The organism is Aeromicrobium sp. (genome assembly GCF_025965075.1).
Classification (GTDB): Bacteria; Actinomycetota; Actinomycetes; order Propionibacteriales; family Nocardioidaceae; genus Aeromicrobium.
This window is the reverse complement of the sequence record NZ_JAOPXQ010000046.1, coordinates 1-14,178: the sequence shown is the minus strand read 5'-3', so window position 1 is coordinate 14,178 and position 14,178 is coordinate 1. Positions and strand designations below refer to the sequence as shown.

The 14,178-nt window shown below is 69.6% G+C and carries 17 protein-coding genes and 1 pseudogene; 9 read left to right on the top strand and 9 right to left on the bottom strand.

The genetic code is table 11. The features are described from left to right. A pseudogene (locus tag JWQ91_RS03025) lies at nucleotides 1–234 on the bottom strand (acetyl-CoA C-acyltransferase); the annotation flags it as partial. A gap of 149 nt (nucleotides 235–383) precedes the next feature. On the opposite strand from JWQ91_RS03025, the gene mce reads away from it, so the two are divergent. Continuing rightward, entirely contained in the window at nucleotides 384–833 is a 450-nt protein-coding gene (mce, locus tag JWQ91_RS03020; RefSeq protein ID WP_297780648.1) for a methylmalonyl-CoA epimerase, read from the top strand. Nucleotides 834–849: 16 nt separating this feature from the next. On the opposite strand, the gene JWQ91_RS03015 is transcribed toward mce, so the two are convergent. Beyond that, complete coding sequence (locus tag JWQ91_RS03015) at nucleotides 850–1,461, bottom strand: hypothetical protein (protein ID WP_297780645.1); 612 nt, start codon at nucleotides 1,459–1,461, stop codon at nucleotides 850–852. A gap of 265 nt (nucleotides 1,462–1,726) precedes the next feature. Here JWQ91_RS03015 and JWQ91_RS03010 point away from each other — a divergent pair, with 265 nt between their 5' ends. The 4 genes from JWQ91_RS03010 to JWQ91_RS02995 all read left to right on the top strand — a co-directional run bounded on the left by JWQ91_RS03010 (nucleotide 1,727) and on the right by JWQ91_RS02995 (nucleotide 5,979). Beyond that, on the top strand, nucleotides 1,727–2,590 hold the full coding sequence (locus JWQ91_RS03010; RefSeq protein ID WP_297780642.1) for a DUF4397 domain-containing protein: 864 nt from the start codon (nucleotides 1,727–1,729) through the stop codon (nucleotides 2,588–2,590). Nucleotides 2,591–2,732: 142 nt separating this feature from the next. After that, nucleotides 2,733–3,248 (top strand): class F sortase, encoded by a 516-nt coding sequence (locus tag JWQ91_RS03005; protein ID WP_297780639.1) that lies wholly within the window; start codon nucleotides 2,733–2,735, stop codon nucleotides 3,246–3,248. A gap of 81 nt (nucleotides 3,249–3,329) precedes the next feature. Then, entirely contained in the window at nucleotides 3,330–4,667 is a 1,338-nt protein-coding gene (gene ccrA / locus JWQ91_RS03000; RefSeq protein WP_297780635.1) for a crotonyl-CoA carboxylase/reductase, read from the top strand. A 127-nt stretch (nucleotides 4,668–4,794) separates the two neighbouring features. Further along, nucleotides 4,795–5,979 carry a hypothetical protein gene (locus tag JWQ91_RS02995; protein WP_297780632.1) on the top strand — a complete coding sequence of 395 codons (1,185 nt, stop codon included), beginning with the start codon at nucleotides 4,795–4,797 and terminating at the stop codon, nucleotides 5,977–5,979. A gap of 6 nt (nucleotides 5,980–5,985) precedes the next feature. Here JWQ91_RS02995 and JWQ91_RS02990 read toward each other — a convergent pair whose 3' ends face one another. The 4 genes from JWQ91_RS02990 to JWQ91_RS02975 form a co-directional block, all read right to left on the bottom strand. Continuing rightward, on the bottom strand, nucleotides 5,986–6,774 hold the full coding sequence (locus JWQ91_RS02990; protein WP_297780629.1) for an alpha/beta hydrolase: 789 nt from the start codon (nucleotides 6,772–6,774) through the stop codon (nucleotides 5,986–5,988). A 3-nt stretch (nucleotides 6,775–6,777) separates the two neighbouring features. Next, entirely contained in the window at nucleotides 6,778–7,044 is a 267-nt protein-coding gene (locus tag JWQ91_RS02985; RefSeq protein ID WP_297780626.1) for a hypothetical protein, read from the bottom strand. 54 nt (nucleotides 7,045–7,098) lie between these two features. Beyond that, the gene (locus tag JWQ91_RS02980; protein WP_297780623.1) at nucleotides 7,099–7,446 is read right to left on the bottom strand and encodes a hypothetical protein; all 348 of its coding nucleotides are present in this window, start codon (nucleotides 7,444–7,446) and stop codon (nucleotides 7,099–7,101) included. 114 nt (nucleotides 7,447–7,560) lie between these two features. Continuing rightward, nucleotides 7,561–8,751 (bottom strand): 3-hydroxyacyl-CoA dehydrogenase family protein, encoded by a 1,191-nt coding sequence (locus JWQ91_RS02975; RefSeq protein WP_297780620.1) that lies wholly within the window; start codon nucleotides 8,749–8,751, stop codon nucleotides 7,561–7,563. 83 nt (nucleotides 8,752–8,834) lie between these two features. On the opposite strand from JWQ91_RS02975, the gene JWQ91_RS02970 reads away from it, so the two are divergent. Continuing rightward, complete coding sequence (locus JWQ91_RS02970; RefSeq protein WP_297780617.1) at nucleotides 8,835–9,224, top strand: hypothetical protein; 390 nt, start codon at nucleotides 8,835–8,837, stop codon at nucleotides 9,222–9,224. After that, a complete protein-coding gene (gene nucS / locus JWQ91_RS02965) occupies nucleotides 9,221–9,898 on the top strand; it encodes an endonuclease NucS (protein WP_297780614.1) in 678 nt (225 codons plus the stop codon). Before JWQ91_RS02970 ends, nucS begins: the two co-directional genes overlap by 4 nt. Nucleotides 9,899–9,943: 45 nt before the next feature. On the opposite strand, the gene JWQ91_RS02960 is transcribed toward nucS, so the two are convergent. Together JWQ91_RS02960 and JWQ91_RS02955 are read right to left on the bottom strand one after the other, a co-directional pair. Then, nucleotides 9,944–10,366 carry an SSI family serine proteinase inhibitor gene (locus JWQ91_RS02960; RefSeq protein WP_297780611.1) on the bottom strand — a complete coding sequence of 141 codons (423 nt, stop codon included), beginning with the start codon at nucleotides 10,364–10,366 and terminating at the stop codon, nucleotides 9,944–9,946. Continuing rightward, nucleotides 10,359–10,883, bottom strand: a complete 525-nt coding sequence (locus tag JWQ91_RS02955; RefSeq protein WP_297780608.1) for a ferritin — start codon at nucleotides 10,881–10,883, stop codon at nucleotides 10,359–10,361. Before JWQ91_RS02955 ends, JWQ91_RS02960 begins: the two co-directional genes overlap by 8 nt. A gap of 62 nt (nucleotides 10,884–10,945) precedes the next feature. On the opposite strand from JWQ91_RS02955, the gene JWQ91_RS02950 reads away from it, so the two are divergent. Together JWQ91_RS02950 and JWQ91_RS02945 are read left to right on the top strand one after the other, a co-directional pair. Next, the gene (locus JWQ91_RS02950) at nucleotides 10,946–11,113 is read left to right on the top strand and encodes a hypothetical protein (protein ID WP_297780605.1); all 168 of its coding nucleotides are present in this window, start codon (nucleotides 10,946–10,948) and stop codon (nucleotides 11,111–11,113) included. Nucleotides 11,114–11,196: 83 nt separating this feature from the next. Continuing rightward, nucleotides 11,197–11,982 (top strand): isocitrate lyase/phosphoenolpyruvate mutase family protein, encoded by a 786-nt coding sequence (locus tag JWQ91_RS02945; protein WP_297780602.1) that lies wholly within the window; start codon nucleotides 11,197–11,199, stop codon nucleotides 11,980–11,982. 103 nt (nucleotides 11,983–12,085) lie between these two features. Here JWQ91_RS02945 and JWQ91_RS02940 read toward each other — a convergent pair whose 3' ends face one another. Next, entirely contained in the window at nucleotides 12,086–14,062 is a 1,977-nt protein-coding gene (locus JWQ91_RS02940; protein ID WP_297780599.1) for a protein meaA, read from the bottom strand. Between the last annotated feature and the right edge of the window lie 116 nt (nucleotides 14,063–14,178).

Genomic DNA, 14,178 nt, shown 5'->3' with positions numbered 1-14,178 from the left:
GTCCAGCGGGATGCCGGCCTTGAAGGCGGCCTGGCGGGCGGGCATCTGACCGGCGCCGGCGGTCAGGACCTGCCCCATGATGACGTAGTCGACCTGGTCACCCGAGACGCCGGCCATCTCGAGGGCGCCCTTGATGGCCAGCCCTCCGAGGTCGGAGCCGGAGAGGGTCTTGAGACCGCCGAGCAGGCGGCCGATCGGGGTGCGCGCGCCGGCGACGATGACGGACTGGGTCATGAGAGGAGCTCCTTCGAGGGCAGTCTGTGAACAAACGTCTCTGACAGAGAGCGGTTGTCGCCACTTTACTCAGAGGTAACGCGCCGGCCACCTGGGTGTGCCCCGGATCACCCGGGCAGCACCCCCGCGATTGCCATACCCTCATCTGCATGACGACCCCGCTGGTTCCCGCCCACCTGCTCCTGACGATCGATCACGTCGGCATCGCCGTGCCCGATCTCGACGACGCCCTGGAGTTCTACGCGTCGACGTTCGGCCTCCACTCGGTGCACGAGGAGGTCAACGAGGAGCAGGGCGTCCGTGAGGCGATGCTCGCGGTCGGCGACTCCGACACCCGCATCCAGCTCCTGGCCCCGCTCAGCGAGGAGTCCACGATCGCCAAGTTCATCGCTCGCAACGGCCAGGGCATCCAGCAGCTCGCCTACCGCGTCGCCGACATCGAGGCCGTCTCGGCGATCCTGCGCGAGCGCGGCGTCCGGCTCCTCTACGACGCCCCGAAGCGCGGCACGTCGGACTCCCGGGTCAACTTCGTGCACCCCAAGGACGCCGGCGGCGTCCTGGTAGAGCTCGTCGAGCCGGCCGCGACAGCGTCGCACTGACCCGGCTGGGCACCTGTCAGGGTCGCGGCGTCTCGGGCAGGTCGATCTGGGCGACGACGTCTACGACCGGGTCGCCGGCGATGCGCTCGACGACCCAGTGCCGTGCTGTCTCGGAGCCGCAGGCGGTCATCGGAGCGCCCGCGGCGATGCAGCCGAGGTTGAGCACGCCGTCCCGCTCGATCTCGACCCGGCTCCCCAGCTCCACCTGACCCTCGATCGTGAGGGGCGTCAGCAACGCCAGGGCGCGGCCCGGAGCTGATGGCCGTGTCTTGGCGACCGTTCCCGTGGCGGCGTACGTCAGCACGACGGAGGTCGCCGGTTCGGGGAAGGTGAACGTGTGGGTCTCCCCCTTGCCCAGCGGCTTGCTGAGACCTGGCGCCGCACGACCGTCGGCGCGGACCCGCAGCTTGTCGACGCGCGGGTCGAACCGCTCGGTGGGGGCCTCACGGGTCGGGATCGACACGGTCAAGCTCGCGCGAGCGCTGGCGAAGGTGAGCCGTTCCACGATGTCCACCGAGTCCCCGGAGCTGACAGCCACGGTCGACCACACTCCCGGCACGGCGGAGTTCTCGCCCTCCGAGAGGCGCCAGCTGCCGAAGACCACCACGGCGATCACGATGCCCGCCACCAACGCCGCCCAGCGGTAGCGACGAAGCGGAGTCCGGGTCTGTGCACGGTGGTGCGCCGGAGGCAGAGAGGTTCTGGGCACTGGTGTTCGGCCGGGCCTGACCCGGCGATTCCTTCTCCGCGTCGCCATGGCGATTCCTCGTTGCCTTCGCCCCGAAGTCCTACGAGCCAGGGAAACAATTCTACCGGTGACAGGTCGGCCGGAGCTTCCTATACTTGAGGGTGGTCTCGGGTCCCGTCGGGACTTCTTCCGAGGTGCGCCTGCCATGTCTCTGCCGATGGCGACAAGAACGTGCCGCGCCTGCGCCCTCCTGGCCGTCTCCGCCGCACTGGTCGCGGCTCCTCGCGCGGGCGGGGTCGCCGCCTCGGCCGCCGATCCGACCGGCAAGGTCTTCATCGTCCAGGGGGTGCCCGGCACCACGGTGGACGTCACAGTCGACGGCGACGAGGTCGGCAGGTCGGTGGCGGCGAAGGCCGTGGTCGGGCCGGTGGACCTGCCGTCCGGTCAGCACACGGTCACCTTCACGTCTCCGGACTGGACGGTCAAGAAGTCCTTCGACGCCTCCAGGCGCAGCATGGACATCGTCCTCCATTGGCCGGCCGACCCGGCGAGGCAGCCCGAGACGACGGTGTTCAGCAACGACGTCAGCCCCGTTGCTGCCGGGATGGGACGCCTGACGGTCGCCCACACCGCCGTGGTCCCGCCGGCCGACGTACGCGTCGACGGGAAGGTGCTGTTCGCCAACATCGCGAACGGGGAGTTCATCACCGCTGAGGTGCCGCCCGACACCTATTCCGTCGAGATCGTGCCCACGGGCGACTCCTCGCCGCTGCTCGGACCGATCGACCTCGACGTGAAGGCCGGCGTCCTCACGAGGGTCTTCGCGATCGGTCAGCCGAAGGAGGGCAGCATGGACGCCGTCGTCCAGGTGCTGCCCTTGAGGCGGGGAGGATCGGACAGTCCGGGATCCGTGGATGCCGGCTCCGCAGGACTCGTCGCGCCGGGGCACTCCGGGGACCAGCGTGAGGGGCAGCAGACCGCCGTTGCAGCCGTCAGCGTCCTCACGGCCGCGATCGTCGGTGTGGCGATCGTGCTGGTCAGAGGTGTGCGCCGCCGGGCCGACCGGTGACCTCATGCGGCCGGGCGGCTGGTCACGTACACGGTGGGCGGGCCTGGCGTCGGTCCTCGTCCTCGCCACCGCGTTGGTGCTCGCCGCCCTGACCAGGCCGGTGGCCCCGGTGAGCCGAGGCGGGCCCGCAGTCCCGTCGACCGTGTCATCGGCCGCCCTGGGCAAGCCTGCCGAGTCGCAGGTCCGGACCGAGCGCCCGGAGACCCTCCGGCTGCCCAGCGGCGTCGCGATGCCGGTGGACGTCGTGGCCACGGCCGGGAACGGGGTGCTCGGCCTCCCGTCCGACATCGATCGGGCCGGCTGGTGGGACGGAGGCTCCGGGATCGGCGACTCGTACGGCGCCATGGTCCTGGCGGCTCACGTGGACTCGATCTCGGAAGGGATCGGCCCGTTCGCCGAGCTGCTGCGAGCCAGGCCCGGCCAACGGATCCGCGTGGCGGGCTCCGGCTCCGACTCCGACCAGGTGTTCGAGATCGTGTCGGTGCGTCTCGCCCCCCGTGCGTCGCTGTCGGCCGACACTGCCATCTTCTCGGTCCACCAGCCTCTCCGCCTGATCCTCATCACCTGCGCGGGCCCGTTCGATGCCGGCCGCGGCGGCTACCGGGACAACCTGATCGTGACGGCGGACCCGGTCGGCGACCTCAGAACCACCAACTGAGGTCGGGATCACAGTCACGCGCGGTAGCCGGAGATGTTAACGATTAGTAACATCGCGGAGACCCCGACCGAAGGATCCCCCGTGCAGAACATTCTCGATGCCATCCAGGCCGGTGACACGTCCCCCGAGGACTTCGCCAACATCACCCTCCCCGAGACCTACAAGGGCATCACCGTCCACAAGGACGAGGTGGACATGTTCGAAGGACTCGCCAGCCGGGACAAGGACCCGCGCAAGAGTCTGCACCTCGACGACGTGCCGATCCCCGAGCTCGCCCCGGGCGAGGCTCTCGTCGCCGTCATGGCCAGCGCGATCAACTACAACACCGTCTGGACCTCGATCTTCGAGCCGGTCTCGACGTTCTCGTTCCTCGAGCGCTACGGCCGCCTGAGCGAGTACACCAAGCGGCACGACCTGCCGTACCACGTCGTCGGCTCGGACCTGGCCGGCGTGGTCCTGCGCACGGGGCCGGGCGTCAACGCCTGGGCGCCGGGTGCCGAGGTCGTCGCGCACTGCCTGTCGGTCGAGCTCGAGAGCCCCGACGGCCACGACGACACGATGATGGACCCCCAGCAGCGCATCTGGGGCTTCGAGACCAACTTCGGCGGCCTGGCGCAGCTCGCGATCGTCAAGTCCAACCAGCTCCTGCCCAAGCCCGACCACCTCACGTGGGAGGAGGCAGCGAGCCCGGGCCTGGTGAACGCCACGGCGTACCGCCAGCTGGTGTCGAAGAACGGCGCCAACATGAAGCAGGGCGACACCGTGCTGATCTGGGGCGCCTCCGGCGGCCTCGGCTCGTACGCCACGCAGTTCGCGCTGAACGGCGGCGCGATCCCGGTCTGCGTCGTGTCCTCCCCCGAGAAGGCCGAGATCGTCCGCTCGCTCGGCGCCGAGCACGTCATCGACCGCTCGGCCGAGGGCTACAAGTTCTGGAAGGACGAGAACACCCAGGACCCCAAGGAGTGGCAGCGCTTCGGCAAGAAGATCCGTGAGCTCACCGGCGGCGAGGACCCGGACATCGTCTTCGAGCACCCGGGCCGCGAGACGTTCGGCGCCTCGGTCTACGTCGCGCGCAAGGGCGGGACGATCATCACCTGCGCGTCGACGTCGGGCTACATGCACCAGTACGACAACCGCTACCTCTGGATGAACCTCAAGAACATCAAGAGCTCGCACTTCGCCAACTACCGCGAAGCCTTCGAGGCCAACCGGCTCATCGACAAGGGTCTGATCCACCCGACCCTGTCGCGCGTCTACACGCTGGAGGAGACCGGCCAGGCGGCGCTCGACGTGCACCACAACCTGCACCAGGGCAAGGTCGGAGTCCTCGCGCTGGCTCCCGAAGAGGGTCTGGGCGTCCGCAACGAGGAGAAGCGCGCCCTGCACCTCGACAAGATCAACCGGTTCCGCGGGGTCTGAGTCCGCAGGACCGCAAGAAACGGCAACGACGCACGGGTACGACCGCGATTCGGTCGTACCCGTGCTTCGTCCCGGAAGGTAAGGTGGACCTCATCCCCACACCCCCACTTTGACGAACGGGAACAGCATGTCCGACCAGCCCGGATTGTCCATCTTCGACTCGGCCGACAAGGCAGGCGGCGCGACGTTTCCGCTGGCCCGCCGCGGCGGATACGACAGTGACGCGGTCGACGCATGGGCCCGCACCCAGTCCGCGGAGCTCTCGCGCGCCATCGAGAGCCTGAAGGCCGCCGAGGACGAGAACGATGGCCTGCGCGATCTCGTCGACCAGCTCAAGGAGCGCGTCGAGGCGATCGAGAAGCCCAACTACACGGGGCTCGGCAACCACGCCGCCCAGCTGCTCGGGCTGGCCGAGCAGGAGGCCGAGGACGTCCGCAACCGCGCCAACCGCGAGGCCATCGAGCTCGTCACGAAGGCCGAGGAGGAGGCCGCGATCGTGCGCGCCTCTGCCCACCACGACGCGGAGGAGCTGCGCGGCCAGGCCGCCGTCGAGCTCGAGGAGAAGCGCAAGGGACTGCTGGCCGACGTAGAGACGATGCACGCCGACGCGCTCGCCCACTCCGAGGACCTGCGCGCGCAGGCCGAGCGGGAGGCCGCTCAGCTCAAGCTGGCCGCCGAGCAGGACGCCCAGAACATGCGCCTCGGCGCGACCCGTGACGTCGAGCAGGCCCGCGCGGCGGCCGACCGTGAGGTCTCCGAGGCCCGCCGCGTGCTGGCGGTCGAGAAGGAGCGTTTGGCCCGCGAGGCGTCGGAGAACCACGCCTCCGCGATGGAGCAGACCGGCAAGCTGGTCAAGGACGCCGAGACGCGTGCCGCCGCGGCCGACGAGCGCGCCCGCAACATCATGAGCCAGGCGGCCAAGGCACGGGACGCCGCGAGCACCGAGGCGGCCCGCCTGCTGGACCAGACCAAGACGCAGGCGGCGCAGCTCGTCTCGAGCGCCAACGCCGAGGCACAGAAGATCCGGGCCACCGCGACGACCGAGGCCGAGCGGCAGACGCGTCTGCTGCGCTCGGAGGTCGAGGAGCTGCAGCGTCGCAAGGACGGCATCATGGCCCAGATGGGTCAGCTGCGGGACATCGTGTCGACCTTCGCGCCCGGGGGCTCGTCGGATGAGACGACCTCGGCGGACAAGGCCGTCGACGAGCCGGCCGCCGACACCGACACCGACACCGACAAGGACGTCGTGGACACCACGACGGCGGGCGACACGACGCCGGACCAGGCCGCCGAGGGCAAGCCCGCGAGCTGACCCGGGTCAGTCGGGCCGCGGCACGTCGGCGAACGCCGCGACCGTCCGGTCGCGGTACACCGACGAGTCGGCCCGTTCCATGGGTCCGTCCCACGTGGACGGCAGCGGCAGCGGCACCGACGGCGCCAGCTTGCGGGTGATCTCGTCGAGCGCGCGCTCGGAGTCCCCGACCCACAGGTGCTTCGCGCCGTCGACCCCGATGACCTCGGCCTGCGGGATCGCGGCGAACCGCTCGTGCGCCTCCGCCGGCTGCAGGTAGTCATCGTGCTCGGGGACCAGCGCCGTGACGGGCCGGCCTGAAGCCGCCCACGCCGCCAGGTCCTCGGGCGTCGAGTAGCGCAGCGGCGGCGACAGCAGGACGATGCCCTCGACCGACGGCTCGAGGCCGTACTTGAGGGTCAGGTCGGTGCCGAACGACCAGCCGACCAGCCAGATGTGTGGGAGGTCCGCGAACTCGGCGTGCTCGACCGCCGCGGCGACGTCGAAGCGTTCGCTGACGCCGTTGTCGAACTCCCCCTCGCTCGTGCCCTGGACGCTCGACGTGCCGCGGGTGTTGAACCGCAGGACCGCGATGCCGGCCAGCGCCGGCAGCCGGTAGGCCGCCTTGCGGAACAGGTGACTGTCCATCATCCCGCCGTGCGTCGGCAGCGGGTGCAGGCAGATCATCGTCGCGACGGGCGGCCGGTCCAGCGGCAGCGCCAGCTCGCCGACGAGGCTCAGGCCGTCGGCGGTCTCGAGCGTGATCGGCTCGCGCCGGGCCGGCAGGACGGAGCTGCCACGGATCTTCTCGGTCATGTCCTAGTGCTTCCTGGCCCAGCAGGCCGTGTGCCAATGACGGCGATCGTCGATGGCCGCCTCGCTCAGCAGCGCCTTCTCGACGGGCCACGCCACGACGTGGGCCCGCCCGCGGGCGATGAGCTGGGCGCACCCCGGGCACCGGTAGTCCTTGGTCGACGATCCGCGGGTCGTACGGACGACCCACTCCCCGTCGGCCTTGTGCTCGTGCTGCTCCGGCGGGCTCCGCAGCGGCGCCGGCGCGGGGCGCGCGACTCGTCTGCGGGGCATGCGTCCAGTCTACGGACGCCGTCACCCAGGGGTGGACCCCGCTGTTCGGTGGCGCTAGACGCAGTAGCGGCGGATCCAGCCCTCGTGCGCGGCGGACCGGGTGACAGCCTCGGCGAACGTCACCACGCTGACCGTCTCCCCACGGTCGTGCTGGAACAGGACCACATCGGTCAGCGCCGGCTTCTCCGAGCAGCGCAGGCCGGCCCGGTCCTGGGCCGCGATCGCCGCGGCGAGCACCCGATCGGTCCCCGAGGCGTCGAGGACGACCGTCCGGACCGGCGTCCCGTACTGCGCCATGAACGACTGCACGGCGACGAAGCCGACCAGGAGCGCGATCGCCAACGCCAGGCACGTCGACCGCACGAAGCGCGCTGAGGCGCTCAGGTGGGTCGACATGGACATCGTGCGCTCCTGCTGGTCTGTCCCCCGCAGAGAGCAACGAGGCCGGAACCCTGGGGTTACCGGCCTCGCAGCACGAACTTGTCACGCTCTCGCGGCGTGACCACTTCTCACGGCTCAGTACGAGTGAAAACCCTCGCCGGTCTTGCGGCCCAGCTTGCCCTCGGCGACCAGGCGCTCCAGGGTCGGCGCGGGCTGCCAGCCGGCGTGCCCGAAGGTGCTGACCAGGGACTGCTGGATCGCGAGCGACACGTCGTTGCCGACGACGTCGAGCAGCTGGAACGGCCCCATCGGGAGCTTGGTCTGCTTGAGCGCCTCGTCGATCTCGTCGAGCGAGCCGCCGTCGGCCTCGTGCAGCTTGATCGCGTCGTTGAGGTAGGGAAACAGCAGGGCGTTGACGATGAAGCCGGCCCGGTCGCCGCACGACACCGGGTGCTTGCCGGTGGCCAGGCACAGCGCCCGCACGGTCTCGTCGACCTCGACGGACGTGTCGTCAGCCGTGACGACCTCGACGAGCTTCATGATCGCGGCGGGGTTGAAGAAGTGCATGCCGATGACGTCCTGGGGACGGCTCGTCGCTGCGGCGCACGCGTTGATCGACAACGACGACGTCGTCGTGGCGAGGATCGCACCGGGCTTGGCGATGCGGTCAAGATCGGCGAACAGCGCGAGCTTGATGTCGAGGTCCTCGGCGATGGCCTCCACGATGATGTCGGCGTCGGCGAGCGCCTCGCGCTCGGTGGCGCCGGTCAGGCGGCCCAGGACCGCGGCCTTGCCGTCCTCGTCGAGCTTGCCGCGCGAGACGGCCTTGTCGAGGCTCCTGGTGATCGCGGCGACGACGCCGGCGACCTTGTCCTCGCCGCGCCCCACGAAGGTCACGTCGTAGCCGGCCTTGGCGAACACCTCGACGATGCCCGAAGCCATCGTGCCGGTGCCGACGACGCCGACTCGGTTGATCTCGTGGCGCAGCTGCGGCGCGGCATCGCCGTCGGCGGTGGCCGACGCGAACGTCGAGCCGTCCGCGGCCTGCGTGCTCAGCACCGCGACCGGCTGGTGCAGCTCGTCTCCCGTCTCGGCGTACAGCTTGTCGAGGCCCGTCACGACGGCCTGTGCGCCCAGAGCGTCGACCAGGGCCAGCGGACCGATCGGGTATCCGCAGCCGAATCGCATCGAGGCGTCGATGTCGGCGGCGGTCGCGTACCCGCTCTCGTACATCGTGGCGGCGTGGTTCAAGTACGGCAGCAGAAGCTTCCGTGCAATCTCAGCGGCCGGGTCGCTCGCGGCGAGACGATCGACTATTTCCTGCATGGCTACTCCTCAGTAATAAAGCGGTCGTGCCACACTAACGTGACACTGCTGACGGTCAATATGGGAGAACGATGAATCGACGTATGACGATCGCCACAACCATCGTCGGCATCGCACTGACGGCGCTCGCCGGATGCGGCAAGAGTGATTCCGAGGGTGGTGTGACCTCCCCGACCGAGACCACCACACCGCCGGCCGTCACGTCGCAGGCACCCTCGGTCGATCCCGACACCGACGGCGCCGTCGCGCTGCGCGGTGACTGGGAGATCAAGGCCGAGGACTACGTCCTGCACCTGATCGAGGACGGCACGTTCGTCCAGGACTACATGGGCATCGACGACTTCCGCACCGGCAAGTACTCCGTCGAGGGCGACACGATCTCCCTGGTCGGCGACGACGGTGACACCGACAAGGGCACGATCGTCGGTGACACCCTCGAGTTCACCCTCGGCACCGCGACGAGGGTGAAGTGAGGCTGCTCGTAGCCCGCTGCCAGGTCGACTACGCGGGGCGGCTCGCCGCCCACCTGCCTCTGGCGACGCGGGTCATCATGGTCAAGAACGACGGCTCGGTGCTGATCCACTCCGACGGCGGGTCCTACAAGCCGCTCAACTGGATGAGCCCGCCGTGCACCCTGCGCGAGGGCACCGCGGACGACGGCGTCGCCGAGTGGGTCGTCACCGCCGGCAAGACCGACGACACGCTGCGCATCCGGATCGAGGAGGTCCTGCACGACTCCGCGCACGAGCTCGGCATCGACCCCGGCCTGCGCAAGGACGGCGTCGAGAAGCACCTGCAGGAGCTGCTCGCCGAGCACACCGGCGCCCTCGGCGACGGCATGACGCTGGTCCGGCGTGAGTTCATGACCGCGATCGGGCCGGTCGACCTGCTCTGCCGGGACGCGGCCAACGCCTCCGTCGCGGTCGAGATCAAGCGCCGCGGCGACATCGACGGGGTCGAGCAGCTGACCCGCTACCTCGAGCTCATGAACCGCGATCCCTCGCTGCGTCCCGTGCGGGGCATCTTCGCCGCCCAGGAGATCAAGCCGCAGGCCCGGGTCCTGGCCACCGATCGCGGCATCGAGTGCGTCGTCGTCAACTACGACGAGCTGCGCGGCATCGACGACCCGTCCTTGCGACTGTTCTAGCGGACAACCGCGGCCGAGGGCCCGAGCGGAACGAACCGCGCGCCCTCACTGCAGCGGCACGGCGAAGAACGTCGTGCCGAGCTGCTCCCAGCGGTCGATCTCGCAGCCGTTCGTACGGTCGAAGGTCGCCGAGACGTCCTCGCCGTCGTAGGTGCCCGTCACGGTCGCCGTCTGGGGGCCGCCGTAGACCTCGGTGCAGGCCCGGTCGGCCGGGACCGGGTCGAGCACGCCGGCCTCCAGGTTCGCCAGCAGCCCGCACGCCTGCTCCGGCTGGGGGTGGTCTCCCCCGGCGGGATCGCAGGTCAGCGTGTACGTCGTCGACGCGGCCTCAGCATCGGGTGTGACCACGATGGTCAGTGCCGTCGTCGAGCCGTCGGGCTCGTTCGCATGCCAACCGCCCGTGTCACCACTGCCGCTGCAGCCGGCCAGCAGGGCGCCCGCGACGAGCGTGAGGACGTACCTACGCACCAGCGATGGGCGGCGCCGTCGGGTCGTCGCTGGTGCCCTTGTCCTCACGGGCGATCCAGTCCTCGATTCGCTCGTAGTCCTCCTTGGAACGCGTCACGACGGCCAGGAGGTCGCTCATCTTGGAGACCTCCTCGACCTGCTCCTTGATGAACCACTGCATGAACTGGTCCGAGGCGAAGTCGTTGTTCTCCCGCGCGATGCGGGTCAGCTCGTTGATCTGCTCGGTGACCCGCTTCTCCTGGGCCAGCGCCGTGGCGACCGGCCCGACGACGTCCGCGAACCCGACGACCGGTGCGTCGAGGGCCGGGATGACCGGCGTCTCGTCGGCGTCGAGGAGGTACTGGACCATCATCATCGCGTGATCGCGCTCCTCGAGCGCCTGCTGGTAGAACAGCGATGCCAGCTGCGGCATCGTGAGCGACTCGTAGAAGGTCGCGATCGCGATGTACTGCTGCTGCGCCTCGAACTCGTGCTTGAGCTGCTGGTTGAGCTGGGTCACGAATGCCGGTGCGGCCATGGTCTCGTCCTTCTCTGGTGTGTACTAAGGCGAGGCTCACCTCACGCTGATAAGATTATCGGGTGCCGAAGCCTCCGAAGAAGAAGTGCTGCAGCGACAAGCCTGCCTGCAAGCGCTGCCCCCTTCGCATGATGCGGGAGGGGACCCTTCCCGAGGGCTACACCGTCAAGAAGCGCAAGCTCGTCAAGGTCGAGGGCAAGCAGAAGACCAAGCCGAAGATCGCCGCCTGAGCGGTGGTCCGAGCCTAGGGCACACCCGCGCGTCGCTGCCACGAAGGAATGGCTGGCCTCACCCGGGGTCGTACCGTGGGGACATGACCGACACCTCATCCCTGACCGCCCAGGCCCACCAGCTCCTCGCCCTGCACACGGCGCCGACACTGCTCAAGCTTGTCAACGTGTGGGACGCGATCAGCGCCCGCGTCGTCTCCGAGGTCCCGGGCGTCACGGCCCTCGCTACCGCCAGCCACTCGATCGCTGCTGCCTTCGGCTACGAGGACGGCGAGAACATCCCCGTCGAGCTCATGATCGAGGCGATCGGCACGGTCGTCTCGGCGACCGAGCTGCCCGTCACCGCCGACCTGGAGGCCGGCTACGGCAACCCCGGCGAGACGACCCGCATGGCGATCCAGGTCGGTGCCGTCGGCGCCAACCTCGAGGACCAGATGAAGCCCCTGCCCGAGGCCGTCGCCGCGGTCGAGGCCGTGCTCGCGGCCGGCCAGGCAGAAGGGATCGACTTCGTGCTCAACGCCCGGACCGACGCGTTCGTCAAGGCCGGCGACCGTCCGCACGCCGATGTGCTGGCCGATGCGATCGAGCGCGGCAAGGCGTACCTCGCGGCCGGGGCCCCCGTCGTGTTCGTCCCGGGCAAGGTCTCCGAGGAGGACATCGTGGCCTTCGTCGACGCGTGGGGTCCGCAGAAGCTGACCCTGATCGGCGCCCCCGGTGCCGTGCCGCTGGCCCGCATGGAGGAGCTCGGTGTCGCCCGGGTGTCGTACGGCCCGTTCAGCCAGTCGGTCGCCCTGATGGCGCTGCAGGACCTGACGACCGAGGTCATCGGCGGCGGGGCCCTCCCCGAGAACTTCCGCGTCCTCAACTGAGGACGGTCTACCACGGTCCCTGAGCAAGCCTGCGCCTACCGCAGGAAACGTCCTGCGGTAGGCGCCAGGTTGCCGAAGGACCGTGGTAGACCGACGTGGTCGGCTAGAGAGGCAGGTCGTTGGCCTTGCGGATCTCGTCGACGATCCGGTCCATGATCGGGGTCATGCCGAAGTCCTTCGGGGTGAACACCGCGGCAACACCGGCGGCCTCCATCCGGCGGGCGTCGGACTCCGGGATGATCCCGCCCACGATCAGCGGGACGTCACCGATACCGGCCTCCTGCATCGCGCGCTGCACGTCCGGGACGAGCTCCATGTGCGAGCCCGACAGGATCGAGAGGCCGACGGCGTGGACGTCCTCGGCCACGGCGGCCGAGACGATCTGCGCCGGCGTCAGCCGGATGCCCTGGTAGACGACCTCGAAGCCGGCGTCCCGGGCCCGCACCGCGATCTGCTCGGCTCCGTTGGAGTGCCCGTCCAGGCCCGGCTTGCCGACCAGGAAGCGCAGCCGCGTGCCCAGCTCGTCGCCGGTCGAGCGCACGCGCTCGCGCAGGGCGGTCAGGTCCGCGCCGGCCTCGGCGACGCTGGCGACGCCGCTGACGCCGGTGGGCGCGCGGTACTCGCCGAACACCTCGCGCAGCGCGCCGGCCCACTCACCGACGGTGGCGCCGGCGCGGACGGCCGCGAGGGTCGCCTCCATGAGGTTGGTGTCGCCCTTGGCCTCGCCCTGCAGCCGCTGCAGCGCCTCGTCGACGGCACCCTGGTCACGCTGCGACCGCCATTGCTGCACGTCGGCGATCGCATTGGCCTCCGCCTCGGGGTCGGCGGTCATGATCGCGGTGTCCAGGTCAGCGGTCAGCGGGGACGGCTCGGTCTCGGTGTAGGAGTTGACGCCGACGACCTTCATCTCGCCGGCCTCGATCTTGGCGCGACGCTCCGAGTGGGACCCGACGAGCGCCTGCTTCATGTAGCCCGACTCCACGGCCGCGACGGCACCGCCCATCGCCTGGACGCGGTCGATCTCGGCCTTGGCGCCCTCGATCAGCTCGCTGACCTTGGCCTCGATGACGACCGAGCCCTCGAAGATGTCGTCGTACTCGAGCAGGTCGGACTCGAACGCCAGCACCTGCTGCAGGCGCAGCGACCACTGCTGGTCCCACGGACGGGGCAGGCCCAGCGCCTCGTTCCACGCCGGCAGCTGCACCGCGCGGGCCCGGGCGTCCTTGCTCAGCGTGACGCCGAGCATCTCCAGGACGATGCGCTGCACGTTGTTCTCGGGCTGCGCCTCGGTGAGCCCCAGCGAGTTGACCTGGACGCCGTAGCGCAGCCGGCGCATCTTGGGGTCCTGCACGCCGTAGCGCTCACGCGTGATCTCGTCCCACAGCCGCCCGAAGGCGCGCATCTTGCACATCTCCTCGACGAAGCGCACCCCGGCGTTGACGAAGAACGAGATCCGGCCGACGACCTTCTCGAACTCCTCCGGCGGCACCTGCCCCGAGTCGCGGACCGAGTCGAGCACCGCGATCGCGGTCGTCAACGCGTACGCGAGCTCCTGCGTGGGCGTCGCACCGGCTTCCTGCAGGTGATAGCTGCAGATGTTGAGCGGGTTCCACTTCGGGATCGTGCTGACGGTGTACGCGATCATGTCGGTCGTCAGCCGCAGCGACGGCGCGGGCCCGAAGACGTACGTGCCGCGGGACAGGTACTCCTTGATGATGTCGTTCTGGGTCGTGCCCTGCAGCAGCGACGGGTCGACGCCCTGCTCCTCGGCCGCGACCTGGTACATCGCGAGCAGCCACATCGCGGTGGCGTTGATCGTCATCGACGTGTTCATGGTGTCGAGCGGGATGTCCTGGAACAGTCGCCGCATCGCACCCAGGTGCGGGATCGGGACGCCGACCTTGCCGACCTCTCCCCTGCTGAGCTCGTGATCGGGGTCGTACCCCGTCTGCGTCGGCAGGTCGAAGGCGACCGAGAGTCCGGTCTGCCCCTTCGCCAGGTTGCGGCGGTAGAGGGCGTTGGACTCCTTGGCGGAGCTGTGACCGGCGTACGTGCGCATCACCCAGGGCTTGTCAGGCATGGGGGTCAGGTTACCTGTCCGTAACCTGCCACGACCAGAGTGCGGCACGGATCACATGAACGTGTCGTCCTAGACTGCGGTGCATGGTCAACCTGACGAGAATCTACACGCGCACC